15 protein-coding genes are annotated in these 16160 nt (G+C 44.9%); 4 read left to right on the forward strand and 11 right to left on the reverse strand.

What is annotated here, in order from left to right:
* Window positions 1–4 precede the first annotated feature (4 nt).
* The 6 genes from doxD to KN1_RS07100 form a co-directional block, all read right to left on the reverse strand.
* Window positions 5–547, reverse strand: coding sequence for a thiosulfate:quinone oxidoreductase large subunit (doxD, locus tag KN1_RS07075; protein WP_221286587.1), 543 nt, complete (start codon window positions 545–547; stop codon window positions 5–7).
* Window positions 548–826: 279 nt separating this feature from the next.
* Window positions 827–3043, reverse strand: coding sequence for a glyceraldehyde dehydrogenase subunit alpha (gene cutA, locus KN1_RS07080; protein ID WP_420857143.1), 2217 nt, complete (start codon window positions 3041–3043; stop codon window positions 827–829).
* On the reverse strand, window positions 3030–3512 hold the full coding sequence (locus tag KN1_RS07085) for a (2Fe-2S)-binding protein (protein WP_221286591.1): 483 nt from the start codon (window positions 3510–3512) through the stop codon (window positions 3030–3032). The genes cutA and KN1_RS07085 overlap by 14 nt, the downstream gene beginning before the upstream one ends.
* Window positions 3502–4353, reverse strand: coding sequence for a glyceraldehyde dehydrogenase subunit beta (cutB, locus tag KN1_RS07090; protein ID WP_221286593.1), 852 nt, complete (start codon window positions 4351–4353; stop codon window positions 3502–3504). Before cutB ends, KN1_RS07085 begins: the two co-directional genes overlap by 11 nt.
* A 407-nt stretch (window positions 4354–4760) precedes the next feature.
* A complete protein-coding gene (locus tag KN1_RS07095; protein WP_221286595.1) occupies window positions 4761–6521 on the reverse strand; it encodes an alpha/beta hydrolase family protein in 1761 nt (586 codons plus the stop codon).
* A 24-nt stretch (window positions 6522–6545) separates the two neighbouring features.
* Window positions 6546–7133, reverse strand: coding sequence for a hypothetical protein (locus KN1_RS07100; RefSeq protein ID WP_221286596.1), 588 nt, complete (start codon window positions 7131–7133; stop codon window positions 6546–6548).
* Between the two features lie 96 nt (window positions 7134–7229).
* Between KN1_RS07100 and KN1_RS07105 the strand changes: the two genes are divergently transcribed.
* A complete protein-coding gene (locus tag KN1_RS07105) occupies window positions 7230–8780 on the forward strand; it encodes an aldehyde dehydrogenase family protein (protein ID WP_221286598.1) in 1551 nt (516 codons plus the stop codon).
* Between the two features lie 115 nt (window positions 8781–8895).
* Here the strand turns inward: KN1_RS07105 and KN1_RS07110 are convergent, their stop codons facing one another.
* Window positions 8896–9279, reverse strand: coding sequence for a cupin domain-containing protein (locus KN1_RS07110; protein ID WP_221286600.1), 384 nt, complete (start codon window positions 9277–9279; stop codon window positions 8896–8898).
* A gap of 57 nt (window positions 9280–9336) precedes the next feature.
* Here KN1_RS07110 and KN1_RS07115 point away from each other — a divergent pair, with 57 nt between their 5' ends.
* The 3 genes from KN1_RS07115 (at window position 9337) to KN1_RS07125 (ending at window position 13260) form a co-directional block, all read left to right on the forward strand.
* Window positions 9337–10617 carry a glycosyltransferase family 4 protein gene (locus tag KN1_RS07115; RefSeq protein ID WP_221286602.1) on the forward strand — a complete coding sequence of 427 codons (1281 nt, stop codon included), beginning with the start codon at window positions 9337–9339 and terminating at the stop codon, window positions 10615–10617.
* Between the two features lie 24 nt (window positions 10618–10641).
* Window positions 10642–12372, forward strand: coding sequence for an alpha,alpha-trehalase TreH1 (gene treH1, locus KN1_RS07120; RefSeq protein ID WP_221286605.1), 1731 nt, complete (start codon window positions 10642–10644; stop codon window positions 12370–12372).
* Between the two features lie 378 nt (window positions 12373–12750).
* On the forward strand, window positions 12751–13260 hold the full coding sequence (locus KN1_RS07125) for a type 1 glutamine amidotransferase domain-containing protein (protein WP_225905616.1): 510 nt from the start codon (window positions 12751–12753) through the stop codon (window positions 13258–13260).
* A 41-nt stretch (window positions 13261–13301) separates the two neighbouring features.
* Here the strand turns inward: KN1_RS07125 and KN1_RS07130 are convergent, their stop codons facing one another.
* The 4 genes from KN1_RS07130 to KN1_RS07145 form a co-directional block, all read right to left on the reverse strand.
* Complete coding sequence (locus KN1_RS07130; RefSeq protein WP_221286607.1) at window positions 13302–13715, reverse strand: type II toxin-antitoxin system VapC family toxin; 414 nt, start codon at window positions 13713–13715, stop codon at window positions 13302–13304.
* On the reverse strand, window positions 13690–13941 hold the full coding sequence (locus KN1_RS07135) for an antitoxin VapB family protein (RefSeq protein WP_221286608.1): 252 nt from the start codon (window positions 13939–13941) through the stop codon (window positions 13690–13692). The genes KN1_RS07130 and KN1_RS07135 overlap by 26 nt, the downstream gene beginning before the upstream one ends.
* 383 nt (window positions 13942–14324) lie before the next feature.
* Window positions 14325–15257, reverse strand: a complete 933-nt coding sequence (kdgK, locus tag KN1_RS07140; RefSeq protein ID WP_221286610.1) for a bifunctional 2-dehydro-3-deoxygluconokinase/2-dehydro-3-deoxygalactonokinase — start codon at window positions 15255–15257, stop codon at window positions 14325–14327.
* A 1-nt stretch (window position 15258) separates the two neighbouring features.
* On the reverse strand, window positions 15259–16128 hold the full coding sequence (locus tag KN1_RS07145) for a bifunctional 2-dehydro-3-deoxy-phosphogluconate/2-dehydro-3-deoxy-6-phosphogalactonate aldolase (protein WP_221286612.1): 870 nt from the start codon (window positions 16126–16128) through the stop codon (window positions 15259–15261).
* Window positions 16129–16160: the final 32 nt, after the last annotated feature.

Genomic DNA, 16160 nt, shown 5'->3' on the forward strand with positions numbered 1-16160 from the left:
TCTCTCACCACAACTTAATCCACTTCAGTATAGGGACGTTAGCTAATGACCTGTCCCCGAATTTCTTATATAGTAAGTAGTCTAGCCCCCAAACCCTACCTGCAGCAGTCAACATAAGTACTACTGAGCCTGCAGTCAACAGTGCGCCTATCTGCCACTCATCTTCACAAGTAGAGCCCAGCCAATAAGCTGGGGCAAAGCCTACTGACATAGCAAGAGCACCTAGAGCTGCTAACCTTGTAAATAGCCCTATCACTATCAAGATCCCTACAAGTAGTTCTACATAGCTAAAGACCGTGAGGAAAGTGACGTCTAAAGCTCTGTTTTCTAAGGTCATCAATAAGAACGGCTTGAAGGGACCCGCGTGTGGCAGGAAATTCACCAGTTTTCCACCTACAAACGAGGCAGAATTAGGGTCTAGTTTCTCTGGTTTCAGTACCGCTTTTCTTAGACCTCCGTCTAGGAACATCCAACCTACGGCGAACCTGATGGGCCATATGTACTCCATCCTAGTCGAATTTCCTTCATTTAACGTGGTCTTTGCCATTCTTTCAAACCACCTATTTTATAGTGTTTAATTTAACTAATTTAAGTTTTTCCAATAAAAAGTATTATATCTTTTTTATCTTCAATTCTTTGCAAAGATAAAACTTTTTTAAATTTCGACAAATAGAAATGATATAACTAACAAAAATGTATATAACTTTTTTGGTATCTCTTTCAAATCTCAGATACATCAACGTCTGTATATGTTGGGTTGAAAGAGCCTTAGACGGAGAGTAAAATGAGAACTTAATGGCAATGAGGTGATTTTTTAAAAAAAAGACTAAATTACGTCCTCAGGTCTTATGGGAGTCTTATTAAACCTCCTGCCAGTAGCGTCTTCTACAGCCCTTACAATAGCTGCAGGCCCTACTATTAAGGCAGCTTCTCCGACCCCCTTTGCACCTGTAGGGTATGCAGAAGAATGAGGTCTATCTACGAAATAGCTTTCAAACTTAGGGGCTTCAACAGCTGTAGGTATAAAATAGTCAGCATAAGTTACGGTTAGTTGCCCGTCATCGTTAATTATAGCCTCCTCTAACAATGCTTGGCCTACGGCTTGCGTAGCTCCTCCGTGGATCTGTCCTTCAGCTAATGCCGGGTTTATGACCGTACCTATATCATCATAGGCTTTGTAGTCCTTCACCCTGATAATCCCATAATCGTCTACTTCGACTAGAGCCACATGTACTCCATAGGGGAACGTGACATCTCCCGGTAAGGTCACTTGAGCATATATACCGGGTTCGTTTGAACTATAGGAGAACGAAGCCACCTCATCCCACGTCACCTTCCTCCCTTGTGCGCTAAATTCTCCGCTAGAATATGACACTTCTTCGACGTCTACTTTTAGCATCTTAGCTGCGGCTCTCTTCATCTTTTCCAATACTTCTTTAGCCGCTACCATTGCAGCACTGGCCGCGGCTGAGGCTGTCCTCGAACCGTACGTACCCATACTCGACGCTACTGTCTCAGTGTCTCCCCATACGACCCTTACCCTGTTAATGTCTACCTGCAATGTGTCCGCTACTACTTGTGCTATGGCCGTCTCAGTACCTTGCCCGTGGGGTGTTCCACCCGTGATCACCAGTATGTCCCCCGTCTCAGATACCCTCACTTCCCCGAACTCCCAAGGGCCGAAACCGCTTATTTCCAGATAAAACGCCATCCCTACGCCTACTTTTCTTCCTTTCTTCCTTTCCTCTTCAGCCCATCCCTTAAGTTGTTGGTACTTAAGTGCCTTAAGTCCTTCCCTAAGCAGAGAGATATAGTCACCGCTGTCGTACCTCAACCCAAACGGGTTTGTGTAGGGCATTTCGTCCGCCCTTACCATATTAACTTCCCTTACAGTCACGTCGTCTAGCTTTAACTCGTCCGCTATAGTACTCATTATCCTTTCTATGATGAAGGTAGCCTCAGGTCTGCTGGCACCCCTATACATGGTGATCGGAGGAGTGTTAGTATAAACTGCCCTACTCCTTATACTGATGTCCCTGACCTTGTAGGGGCCCGGTATCATCAGGGGGATTATAGCTGGCTGTAAGGGAGCAGTGTATGTTAAGTACGCACCTAGGTCAACCAAGAGTTCACCTTTTATAGCCAAGAGCTTCCCGTCATTCTTGACGGCTATCTCACCTCTAAACGTGTTATGCCTAGCCTCTGAAGCTAACATCTCCTCACTCCTAGTAGCAGTCCACCTCACCGGTCTACCTAGCTTTATAGCGCTTGCAATGACACTTATGTCCTCAGGTAAGATGTTGACCTTACTCCCAAAAGCCCCTCCTACGTCTGGCATTATCACCCTGATCTTACTTGAAGGGATCCCGAAGACCTTGGAAAATTCAGCCCTAGCTGTATGCGGCACCTGGGTAGAATACCATACGGTAAGTGTACCCCCTTCATACCTCGCTATAATCCCCCGAGGCTCCATTGGTGAAGGGATCAGCCTGTTATTTGTCACCTCTACCGGGATTACCTTATCCGCATTTTTGAAGGCGTTCTCCACATTGCCCGCGCTGTATGTCTGGTCAAAGCCTACATTTGTCTTCAACTCATCGTGTACTAGCACCTTGTCCTCTACTGCTTCTTCCATCTTGGTTACAGCCGGTAACCTTTCATAGTCTACACTCACCTTATCTATAGCGTCCCTCACACTATACTTGTCAGTCCCGATGACTATAGCCACCGGCTCTCCAGTATATTTTACCTTACCTTCAGCCAAGGGTTTCCTCTTGATAAACTTCCACTGCTTAGGGTCTTCATAAGTAGTCCAGATCCCTACTCCGTCCTTTACTTGCAAGTCTTTGGCTGTGAACACTGCCACTATCCCGGGTACCCTTAACGAGTCTGAAGCGTCTATTGACTTTATGTAAGCATGGGCATAAGGGCTCCTGACGAAGCCTGCGTAATAGGCTGATATCTGTATATCGTCTACGTATGTCGACTTACCGTTTACGAACTTATCGTCGTATAACCTTTTTATAACCTTACCCGTGTACATGACCATCACCAGAAGCTTGTTTTATTGCCTTTACGATATTTTGGTAACCGGTACACCTACAGATGTTACCGTGGATCCCTTCCCTTATCTCTTCTTCCGACGGGTGTGGGTATTCCTTTAATAGGTAAAACGATTGGACTATCATCCCGGGAGTACAGTAACCGCACTGTAAGGCAAAGTTCTCCTTAAACGCCTCTTTAATATCTTTAGCGTCAAGTCCCTCAATAGTAGTGACTTCCGCACCGTCAGCTTGGACTGTAAGGACTGTACATGACTTAACGCTCTTTCCGTTGAGGAGCACTGTACATGCACCGCAAGTTGACGTGTCACACCCTACCTTAGTCCCGGTGAGACCCAATTCGTCCCTTAAGAAGTGGACTAGTAGCTGTCTCGGCTCTACTTCTCTTTCGTACCATATCCCGTTTACTTTTATTTTAACCTTGGCTTTTTCTCCTGGCCTAACCAACAATTCCTAACACCTCTTTTAAGGTATTTAACGTAAGGGCTTTCATGACTTTCCTCCTATATTCCGACGAACCCCTCGAGTCTGAAGGGGGGTTTACTTGAGAACTCGCTTTTTCAGCAAACTCTTGAATGAGTTTTTCTGAAGGCTTTGCGTCTATGAGGTCCTTTTCCAGTTCGTAGGGCCTGAAAGGTTTATCGGAGACCCCGGTATATGCTACCCTGATGTCTTTCACTACTTCGTCAACTTTAGCTAAAACGGCAATACCTACTAGGGCAAAGTCCCCAGCCCTCCTGACTACTTTCCCGTATTTGTATTTATACCCCTCCAGCTTAGGGAAGACCACTTCTACGAGGAGTTCGTCTTCTCTTGCCTCTGTGGTGAAAGGCCCCTTAAAGAAATCTTTAGCATGGACTTCCCTTATACCTTGGTTACTCTGTAGCCTCAGTTTAGCGTCATAAGCAGTAACTACCGCGGGGTAATCAGCAGAGGGGTCTGCATTAGATAGAGAACCGCCTAATGTCCCCATGTTCCTCACCTGCATGTCTCCCACTTTATTAGCTGATTGGTGGAGTAAGGGTAAGTCTCTCCTTACTATCCCGCTTCTCACTAGCTCAGCATGTGTAACAGTAGCACCTATAGTAACAGAGTCTTCCCCTAAAGTGATGTGGTTGAGTTCTTTTAGCGGGTTTAAGTCCATTAAGAACTTCGGTCTTATAACCCTGAACTTAAGCATTGGTATTAAACTCTGGCCTCCCGCAATGGGTTTTACGTCTCCTCCGGCTAGAAAGTCCAAGGCGTCGTTCAGGCTAACAGGTCTGTAATATCCGAACTGCGGTGGATACATTGATTAACTAAATTGGGAAATTTAATAAATACTTTGTGTATCTTTCGGCTGAATTATTATAAATTCAAAAAATGTACATTGATACATATTTAAAATCCCGTCAATAGGGGTTGTGCTTAACGACTAAAAGTATTCGACTTCTTGCTTAGCTTTATACGATCTGGCAATCTACACGCTGTCAAAAATTTCGAAATATTCATTTCAAAAACTTAAGGGGTGATAATAAACTCTTTATAATAAACGTAACAGAGCAGACTATAATGTAAATACACAAGACGATTAGGGACAACGTGGATCGCTAGTCGTCAAATAAAATGACGCAAAAACATCAAACTTGGAAAGAATCGCGGTGACCAAGTAGAAATTGGGAGATTTTAACTCTTCAAATAGAGAACGGTGGAGTGTATCTACCGTAGGTACTTGTTAAACCAGTCAAGTTTTCTCCTGAGCCTATCCTTCATATTCTCGGGCCTCCCCCTCCTCGCGTGTTCATGACCGTCCCCGTGGTACCTTACGAGTTCCGTATCTATCCCGTTCATCTTTAAAGCCATAAAGAACTGTTCAGCTTGTTCTATAGGGCACCTGTAGTCTTCTTCTCCGTGGATTAGCATTGTCGGTGTCTTTACATTCTTCACGTAGTAAATCGGGGACATCTTCATTAGCTTATCTATACTTTCTTGCTTCCACGGGTCGTCTAGCCCGGATTCCACCACGTTAAACCAAAACCCTATATCGCTTGTCCCGCACATGCTGACAAGGTTGGATATACTCCTTTCACTTACAGCAGCACTGAACTCATCAGTCTTCGTCACTATCCAGTTGGTCATAAAGCCACCATAAGAACCGCCTGTAACACCTATCTTCCCGCTCAGCCCGTATTTTTCCTTAACGGTCTTCACGAATTTCATAATGTCTTCCATGTCTTTACCTCCCCAATCGCCTACACAAGCTTTTGCGAACTCTTCTCCATAACCTTGACTCCCCCTGGGGTTTGAGTAAATTACGTTAAAACCGTGCTTCGCAAAGAACTGGAATTCGATAAAATAAGAGTAACCATACGCGGTATGCGGGCCCCCGTGTATAAAAAGTATAGTAGGCGCGTTTTTGTCTACGATTATTGCCCACCCTTGGACTTCTCCGTTAACCTCTTCCGGTTTAATACCCCTCACTTTCGGGTTGGGGTCGTACTCAAAAGGTGTCTTTGAGTCACCCCTAGGGTATACTAAGATTGAAGGTTTCTCAGGGGTAGTATAGACGTAAGCTAAGTCCCCGTCTACGTAGTCGAAAGTCCTTACCACTATATTTCCCTCTGTTAACTGGTCCACTTTACCGTCAGCTATTCTATATAAGTTGACCCGCCCCCCTACTTGACCAGTTGTAATTACCTCGTCCTTGTCAAAAATCAACTTTTCTTTAGCTCCGTCAAATAGGTCGCTAAGTACACTATTACCGCAATAATTACCGCAAAGGTAACTTTCACCTCGTTCAGGTAGGATTACCTCCTTAACAGCCCACGGTGTTTTGCCCTTTCTGTGGCCCAAATACGCTACTTCCCCTTTTTCGTTCATCGCGACAGCGTAGATACCGCCTTCTCCGCCGGTGATCCTCCTTAACTCATTACCTTCCACTTCATATAAGTCAGCTAGCCCGTAATCGTCCCCTTCTTTGGTCGCCGATATAACTATCCTCTTACCGTTAGTCACCACGTCTGTTACGTCAAAGTCCCCTTCTATTAGCGGTGTTAATCCCTTCTCGTTGTAAAGGAATAACGACATCCTAGTCCTGAGTAGTCCCCTCCCGTCGAACCTGTATTTGAGTTTTCCCGCCACGAAATGTGTCTCCTTATTTTCCTTCCTTTCTCCTACGACCAGTATGCCGTCTTTATGAAAGGCGTACTTGTGTACCTTTCCGAGTGAGAAGAGCTTCTCAGGCTCTCCATAGGGCCTTTGCCTAACCAGTGTTTTCCCGTCGACCACGTAATATAGGTATTCCCCGTCATACTGTGGGGACGTCTCTTTCCCGCCAAAAGTTAGACGGCTCCCGTTTAGAAAGAGTGAAGACTTATACTTGTTTTCATCTATCCAAGTTTCAGTGTGGAAAATACCTTTTTTACTCACCTTAACTTCTGATATTAGCTTCAAAGAATATGCCTCTTCAACCGTGTCCATAACCTTAATAGGGCGAGAAAGGTTTTATCCTTTACTAGGGTTAGACGGTATGAAAACGCCGTATGTCATAGGCTTAGCGTTATTCCACACCGGAGGGGACGTTGAGTTTGGAGTCGCAATAGGGAAGAAGTATGGGGAAGGTGTGGAAAACGCGAAAAACTCACTGTAAGCCCCTTCAACCCTGATCTCCAGCCTTTTAGCGGGGTATACTAGGAAGAGAGACGTAAAAGGCATCTGGTGCGGGATCTCGTTTTTCGAAGAAGGGGAATAGACTAACTGGAACTTTATTTTCCTGTCTTTACAGAGTTTCAGCTCACTCTCATCTGCCTTTGCTATTCTAGACCTTATTACTACGTTAAAGTCCAAATCTATGTCCTTTAGCCCCTCTCCGGTACCCCTGATCACCAGCTTATCCTCCTTATCTATTACTACGACGTCATACAGTACCATGTCAGGCACGTAAGTTATGTAGTAATAGTTCTTTACCCTCTTCACAACTCCGGTCTGGAGTAAAAAGTCCAGTAGTGCAAGCTCGTTCCTACTTAGCCTCTTTTTGACTTCTTTTTCTGACCTAGCTTTAGCTAGGTAGTCGATAAGCTCGTTTACACTCATCCACCTTTTTTCTTAGTTTATCAATAAAATAAACTTTATTTCATACGTGACAAAAAGACACCACTTTTTTATTTCCGTTAATCTATAATTATAGATATGGCTTTCACAAACGAGAACACCGTAGCTAAATATAAGGGTAGGGAAGAGGAGTTCCACCAAGAATTCGAAAAAGCGCTGGAAAAAGTCCGCTTGGGAGAAGAATACCCGATATTGATAGGTGGGGAAGAGGTAAGGACGGGAAAGACGTTTGAAGTTAGGTCTCCTATAGACACGTCGTTGGTCATAGGTAGGTTCCAGATGGCGGACGAAAACTCAGTTGACAAGGCGTTCAGGGTAGCAAGAGAAGCGTATAGGGAATGGAGGTTAACCTCGTGGAGGGAGAGGGTCGAGTTGGCAAAGAGGACAGCGGAGTTGATGAGGAGGAGGAAGTTCGAGCTTGCGGCTACAATAACACTGGAAAACGGGAAGAACCGGTACGAGGCCGTTGGGGAAGTAGATGAGGCGATAGACTATTTTGAGTACTACGCATACATACTCCAGTTAAACAGGGGGTTTTCAAGGGATATGGAATCGAGGATGTATAAGAACGAGCATTCCTTCTCGGTAATGAAGCCTTATGGGGCTTGGGCGGTAATAGCACCGTTTAACTTCCCGTTGGCTATAACTACCACAATGAGTTTGGGGGCGGTCATTACTGGTAATACGGCAGTAGTCAAACCCTCTTCGGATACACCGCTTTCCGCTTTCAACCTAGTGAAAATAATGCTTGAGGCGGGGTTCCCAGCCGGGGTAATAAATTACGTGACCGGTAGCGGTAAGGACATAGCTGACCTGATGCTGTCCAGGGCTGACGGGCTGGCATTTACGGGTTCAAAGGACGTAGGGCACTCACTAGCAAAGAGGTTGATAGAGAAAGACCCAAGGCCTATAGTTATGGAATTGGGGGGCAAAAACCCGGTAGTAGTGACAGATAAGGCCGACTTGGACAAAGCTACAGAAGGGGTCTACCGCGGTGCTTTCGGTTTTGGCGGTCAAAAATGTAGCGCAACTTCGAGGGTGTTCGTGTTTGAAAGCGTACACGATAGGTTTGTAGAGAAGCTTGTAAATAAGGTTAAGGAGATCAAGGTAGGTGACCCGAGGAAGAGAGAAGTGTTCTTAGGCCCTATAATAAACAAGGGTGCAGTAGAGAAGTATAAGAAATTCGTAGACGAAGCAGTAAAGAACGGAGGGAAGATAGCAGTAGGCGGTAAAGTGATCGACGAAGATAGAGGGTATTATGTAGAACCTACAGTCATCACCGGTTTACCTTATGAGCATTGGATGTGGAAGACTGAGCTCTTTGTCCCCATACTTTTGGTAGGAAAAGTGAAGACCTTGGAAGAAGCTGTAAGGATGGCTAATGACGTGGAGTACGGTTTGACTGCGGGGATATTCAGTGAGGACAAAAAGGAGGTAGAGTACTTCTTCGATAATATCGAAGCCGGGGTAGTCTACGCTAATAGGACTGTAGGCGCTACTACCGGTGCTATGCCCGGGGTACAGCCTTTCGGCGGATGGAAGCACTCTGGTTGGACCGGAAAGAACGCGGGGGGACCTTATTACCTGCTGTCTTTCCTAAGGGAACAAGCACTGACTTATTACGACTGATTTTTTCCCCGTTAGCCCCTGCAAATTAAGTACGGACTGCTCGGCGTAACAGTGTAACGAATGCGTAAATAGAAAAAGGGAGTCGCTTAAACTCCAGGTTTTTTAACCGAGACTTCTATTTCCCTTTGCACTCTTCGTCAAGTGTCTTTATGCTCATATCGTCAGCGTAGTCTATAATGCAGAAAAACTCCAGCGGAGAGTCTGAGTTTACAAAAGCGTGCTTTACGTTAGCGTCGATAAATATAAAATCACCTTCTTTCATCTCGTAGACCTTGTCCGCAACACAGACCTTACACTTACCCTTCGTGATGACTACCGTCTCTTGGTACTTATGGACATGCATCGGGATCACTCCTTGAGGGTCTAATGTGAATTTCCTCACCGCATAATGTGCACCGTGTTCCTTGGTTATTAACCACTGTATGTAAGCACCTTTAGAGCCTTTAATAGGCACTTCTGTTTTAGCCACTCCCGAAATATTTGACAGATAATACTCCATATCGAGAGGTAAGTCATAACCTAGTTTAAAAATTTGACCTACAACTAGATACTGAGAATGAGATTAGGAATAGTCTACGACCAACTCATAGCCCCTATATTTCCGGGAGGAGGGGGGTTACACTCATTAGAAGTCGTTAAGAGGCTGGCTAAGGAATTTGAAATAACTTACTTCCCTTCAAGCAGGTTGTTCCTCAGGTGGGGGGACAGGAAAGAGGAAGTTTTGAAGAAAGTCAATGAGGTCGAAAAGTTTGTAAAGGTCGCGGAAGCCTTTCCTTACCTTCTGGACAAGGTCAACCCCTCAGGTTTCAAACAGTTTTTCCCCAGGGACACTGCCAGACTCGTCGCTAGGGCCTATAGTGAAGAAGCTAAAAAAGTGGACTTCCTATACGAACCGGACCACACGTCCCTTGACATATTTTATTTAGCTAAGTACGCACAGAGGAAGTTCGGTATTACCCTGCAAGCTACTCCATATTACGAGGACTCATTAGAATACCTACGTAAGCTAGTGAAGACTAGGTTTAACAGGTGTATGTTTATGGAAAGGAGGGGGTTCCTCACGAGGTATATTTATAACGAAACATATTTAAAGCCGGTACATAAAGCCCTTTTCAGGGGGTCTCTCCCTTCTTTTATTTCAAGCGTCAGTGAAGGGCCTATCATCGAAGCCGGGCTGGACAAGTTAGGTATCCCGAAAATAGTCCTTAGACCCGGTAACGCATTTGAGGACAAACTCCTTAGGTTTAGGAATACGTCGGATAAAGAGGACTATATCCTATATTTCGGGGTACTGGCGGAACATAAGGGGGTTTTAGAGCTCCCTGAAATATTTGCTAAAGTGAGGAAGAAAAAGGACGTAAGGTTAGTGTTAATGGGTAAGTTTTCTTCTCCTTGTATTGAGAAATTGTTCTGGAAAAAGATTAGTTCACTGGGACTCGATAAGTATGTAGAGTACCTGGGGTTCATAGATAGGAGACAAGAGTTAGAGAGGTTTTCCGCAATTATTTCGAGAGCTAAGGCTTTAATTTACCCTACCCATGCCGACTCTTTCTCCTTGGCGATCTTGGAGTCCTTAGCCCTAGGGACTCCAGCAATATCATACGATATACCCGGTGTTAGGTCAATATACAGCGGGTTACGAAGTGTTGAGCTCGTTAACGAGTTCGATATTGTAAGTGCTGCCAATAAAACAGTAAAGATCCTCGATATGAACCCTGCAGAGTATGAAAGTGTTATGAATGAGGAAAAACTAGAAGGCTTTTTAAAGCTGTACTCCTCTTGGGACAATGTCGCCGAAGCTGAAAGAAAAGTTATCACCTATTACTCTCAAGTTTAAAAACCATAGCTTCTACAACTTACTGTGAGACCGTTAGGGTTTATATCAAACCAAAAGACGGCAGCATTAGTCCAAGATACTAGCATAGTCTGGTTACCCCTACCGAAGTACGATTCGCCGTCAGTCTTTAGTAGACTATTGGATGAGGAAGGCGGAGAATTCACTATACTCCCTGACTATAAGGTAAAGGAAATAAGGCAATACTACGAATACCCCTTAGTTCTGAGGACGGAGGTAATCACCGAGAAGGGCTCTATTACGATATCTGACTTACTTTCATTGGGAGAAACCGTGGTAATAAGAAAAGTTAACGCCGAAGTGGGCTTCAAAGTACTGTTTAAACCTGTGTTCAGGTACGCCCTATATAGACCGATCATAAGGAACAGCAGGTTTATAAACCCTAAAGGTAGGGACTGTATAGCGTTCTTACACTCTTACCGCGGGAAGGTGAGGAGAAAGGACAAGTACTTATGGGAATTCAGTGAAGGTGACGGGGTATTAGTAGCAAATTACAGTTCGGACATAGAGCACGGGATAATGAGCGAGAGGGGTAAGACCCTAACCGCTAATTACGAGATGTCTTTCGACGAGACGGTAAAGTTTTGGAACAGTTTTGACATAAAAGAGGTTGAAAAGTTCAGGGAGCTGTTTAAGGCTTCAGTGTTCACTCTCCTAGGCTCGATATACTCTTCCTCCGGTGGGAGTATAGCTGCACCTACTACTTCACTACCGGAAGTCGAAGGCGGGAGCAGGAACTGGGACTATAGGTTTACGTGGGTCAGGGACTCGTCAATTACAGCTATAGGACTATTAGATGCAGGTTTCGTAGTGGAGGGGAGGAGGATAATAAATTTCCTCTTCTCCCTGATAAATTTCTCGTCTAAGCCCTTTTACTTCCCACTTTACACCATTGAGGGGACTATCCCTCCCCCTGAAGTGAAGTTAAACTGGCTCTCCGGTTATAAGGGTTCCAAGCCCGTAAGGGTGGGTAATGCTGCGTCTAAACAAATACAGCTCGACGTAGAAGGGTTCTTCGTCTCTGCAGTGTATAGATACTACCAAGGTACAAGTGACAAAGTGTTCTTAAGAGACCAGTTCGATAAGCTCTCCCACATAGCGGACTGGGTATCCCGTAACTGGACACTGAAGGACTCAGGGATATGGGAAGATAGGGGAGAACCGAGGCATTATACCCACTCTAAGATGATGATGTGGATCGCGTTGGACAAGGTAGGGAAGATGGCTACCGCTTTAGGTGAGACAGACAGGTGGAGTGAGAGCAGGGAGAAACTCAGGGAGTGGATACTGACTAATTGTATAAAGGGCGGGCACTTTATAAGGTATGCCGGTGGGGAAGACGAGGTAGACGCTTCTTTACTCTCAGCACCGATTTATGGCTTCATCAGCGTCGACGACCCGCTTTTCACGGCTACTCTAGATAAAATAGAGAAGGAACTAGTAATAGATGGCGTGTTTGTGAAGAGGTATAAAAAGGACTTTATGGGCGAGGCAAAGTACCCGTTCTTACTGACTACAGTGTGGTTAGCGAGAGTTTACTTAATGTTGGGAGAGGTCAGTAAAGCTGAAAGGATACTAGAAAGGCTGGAGGAAGTCTCTAGCCCGCTCTACCTCATGGGTGAACATATGGACCCGGTTAGGGGTGAGTTCACCGGGAACTTTCCGCAGGTATTTGTACACGCAGAAATCGTGTCTTTGATTAAAAATATGGGGGGGGGGGAGTTAAAGGTTAGTTAATAGCTCTGTTTTCATCGTAACTAGTAATTACTTTTAGTGGCTACCAGTTACTTAGCTTCGTTACCTCTCTCCCCCCTTGCCTAAGACTTCTCGTTTCACATATATGCTCTACCTGAGGAGGTAAAAGTTGAATAATAATAGCTCATGCAAAAATTAAGATAATACGTCTTTTGCTACAATATTAGTTATATCCTACCAGGGGCTGGAGGGTAACGTCAATTCTCTTGCCAGGTGAATTTTTTGGCCCTATACTTGAGGCATTATTACCCTTTATTAACCGACCCGGCTATAAATACTAGCACTACGTTTTGCTAATTTGGCGAGAAAAGACTAAATGGGGTAGTCAACGTTTTTATCCTACTTTTCATAATTTACCTTATGAAAGTACTCTTCATAGTTGGAGATGAATATGAAGATATTGAACTACTCTATCCCTTCTATAGGGTAATAGAAGAAGGCTTTACACCCGTGATTGCGGGTAAGGAGAAGGGTAGTAAAATAACTGGTAAACACGGTTACAGCGTAGTCGCAGATATTTCTTTTAAGGAAGTAAACCCTGAAGACTACTTAGCCTTAGTGATACCCGGCGGGAGGGGACCTGAAAGGATAAGGACTTTGCCTGAGGTCAAAGAAATAACGAGGAAGTTCTTCGAACTGAAAAAGCCTGTAGCGGCAATTTGTCACGGCCCGCAGATACTAATTTCTGCGGGTGTAATCAAAGGCAAAAAAGTGACCTCAGTAGCGTCGATCAAAGATGATGTCATAGCAGCAGGCGGAGAGTATGTCGATAGCCCGGTAGTAGAAGACGAGAACCTGATCTCTTCAAGGCACCCCGGGGACTTGCCTTATTTCGCGTCAACCCTAATTAAAGTATTGAAGAAAAAGTGACCCCCCCCCCCACTGGGTGTTTAACTCGGATAGCCCTCTTATCACTTGAGTAGCTCATCTACAAAGAGTATGCCCAGCTCCTCTTTAAAGGGCTCAATCTCTTTTTCCCTCTTAAACACAGAAGGTATCCCTAAGGCCTTACCGCTAGCAATACTTGTCGCGTCTGCCAGAGATATCGGGTATTTACACTTTATCTTGTACACCTCCCCCTTCACCCTAGAGAAAGGGAGAACCGTAAAATAACCCGTAGAGGCCAACAAGCCTTCAAGTCCCTCAGCCTTCTCTTCACCGCTCCTCCTGCACACCACGTACTTAATTTCCTCCATGTTTAACTCGTTTATGAAGACCTCGTCTAGTCCCTCCTCTATGAAACCCTCTATCTTCTTACCCTCTTCACTACCGGAGAGTAGTTCAATGACCACACCGGAGTCAAATACCATACTTTTCCTTTTCATGCTGGACCTCCTTTCTCCTCTCCTCTATTAGATCACTAACGGAGATTTCTGGTACCAGCCCTACCAAGTCCTTGAGTTTTTCCGGGTCTTTCTTCCTATACAGCGAGAGGAGGAACTCGATTACGTCATTAAAGTCAACCTTTTCTCCCCTTTCTATTTGTAGTTCACCCATTATCCTCAATAACTCCTTCTTTACCTCCTTCGATACCCTTATAGTCTCGGACATCACTTTATTACTTTGTGACAAAGTATATTAAGTTTCTCCGTAACTTCAACATAGCGGTCTAGCCGTGCCTTGATATACCCGCAACCCCATCCCTTTTTCCGCCTGATATTAGCTATAGACCTCTTTCTCGGGTCGACTAAGGCATTAATGAGGGACATTAGCTCTGTCATACTGTTACACTGAAGCTCTCATGACTGTGCGGTCTGAAATATTAGGCTAGGAATTAAGAAGTAATACCAAGAGGATAAGCGTACCAGTTCTCAATAAATCCTAACTTACTTATAGGTTGTATTAATGAACCCCACGCACCTACAGCTTACCTAGTATTGGGGTTTTACTCATTAGCTTTATGACTTAGCCGCGTGGAGGACTTCAAAAAAATTTCAGCTAAACTCCCTCAGGAACCTCTGGATGTCCTCTATTGAAGGTAAGTTTTCCTGGTCCCCTCTGATCATCACGTTCAGTGTACCTGCTACTACCCCGTAGTCTAGGGCTCTTTCGAGTGTGAACCCCCTGAAATAAAGTGACAAGAATGTCCCCCCTAACGCGTCTCCCGCCCCTACTACGTCTTCCACCGGTACCGTGTACCCATGGGAATAGTACTTCTTGCCCTCGTAGTACAATATTGCACCCTTAGAGCCCATTTTCATTACGACTATGTCCGCATAGTTCTGAAGTACCCTAGCGGCCTTGTCAGGGTCTGACTCACCTAAGACTATCTTGGAGTCGTCGGTATCTGTTATTAAGAAATTTAAGTGGAACTGGTTAAGGAGTTTCATTATCTCGTGTCTCGCCTTATCAGGAGACCAGAGCTTCAGCCTGATATTAGTATCGAAGGAACGACTCTTAGCGAGGTCGAACGCCTTATACACTGCCTCCTTAGCCGTGTCTGATATAGCAATAGTTATCCCTGAAGAGTGCACCAAATCAGCACCTTTCACGTACTTTTCGTCCACGTCCTCAGGCGAAAGCCTACTCCCGGCACTCCCTTTGCGGTAGTATACGGAATCGCTCTTATAGGGGACTGGATAGTGCCTCTGGACGAAGAATATACCGGTCGGTGCTGAATCGTCTATCCTTACCTTAGAGACGTCCACTCCTTTCCCCCTTAACCACTCTATTGCATTGTAACCGAACTCATCGTTCCCTACCCTCGAGATTATACCGCACTCGTTCCCCTGCCTTACAAAAGCTACGCAATAATTAGCCTCACTCCCCGCTACGTGTTTTTCAAAATAATTTACATGCCTTAAAGGGCCCGGAGACATAGCGTTAAACTGTATTAAGATCTCACCCAGAGTGACGAGTTTTGCCATTTTACCCACTAATAAGTTCTTCAGCTTTTCTCTTTAAAGGTTCAACTTCACTCTTTAGTTGGTGGATCTCTTCTTCAGAGAGTGGGTATATTGGCGGTCTAGGGTAGCCTACTTTATACCCCATCATTACCTCTACCATCGAATAAGTGGAGGAGAGTTGCCCGTATCTCCTCATGACGTCTAACATGGAATTAATGATTAACTGGACTTGTAACGCCTTTTCCTTTTTTCCCTCTTTAATAAACCTCCTCATCGCTGAGAGGAGGTGCGGGGAATGGTTCGCAACAGACGCTACTGTACCGTCTAGTGAGAGTAGTGAATAATAGACCAAGCTATCGGAACCGTTATACACTATTAAATGCGGGTTTGCTATCTTATATTCCAGTGAGTGTGCCAAGTCTTGGTTAGTGTCCTTCAACCCCTTTATCCCCTCTATTTTATTCACTAACTTGGCAGATATGTCGTAGCCCGTAGCTGAAGGGTAATTATACAAGTAAAAGTCGTGCTCCGCCTTCCTCGATAGTTCGTTAAAGTAATTTAGTATCCACTTTTCAGGCAGGCGTTGGAAATAGTAGGGGCTGTAAGAGGCTACGCCTACTAAGTGGAAGTCCTTTGAGAAATTTACCAGTTCTACCGCGTCGTTTAGGTTCAGGCTCCCTACCTGGAAGATCACCTTATCCGTAACGTCGTAGACTGCACTTAACGTCTCCTTTTTCTCCTCCTTGGATAGGGCGGGACCTAACCCGGTCGTACCGTTCACAAAGACGACGTCTACGTATTTGATCAGGTTCCTTACGTGTTCTTTTAACGTCTCTTTATCCACTTTTCCGTCCTTTGTAAATGGGGTTAATACTGGGACTACTATTTGCATAATTCATATACTCCATCTGCAAATATAAAGTG

This window comes from Stygiolobus caldivivus (genome assembly GCF_019704315.1).
GTDB lineage: Archaea > Thermoproteota > Thermoprotei_A > Sulfolobales > Sulfolobaceae > Stygiolobus > Stygiolobus caldivivus.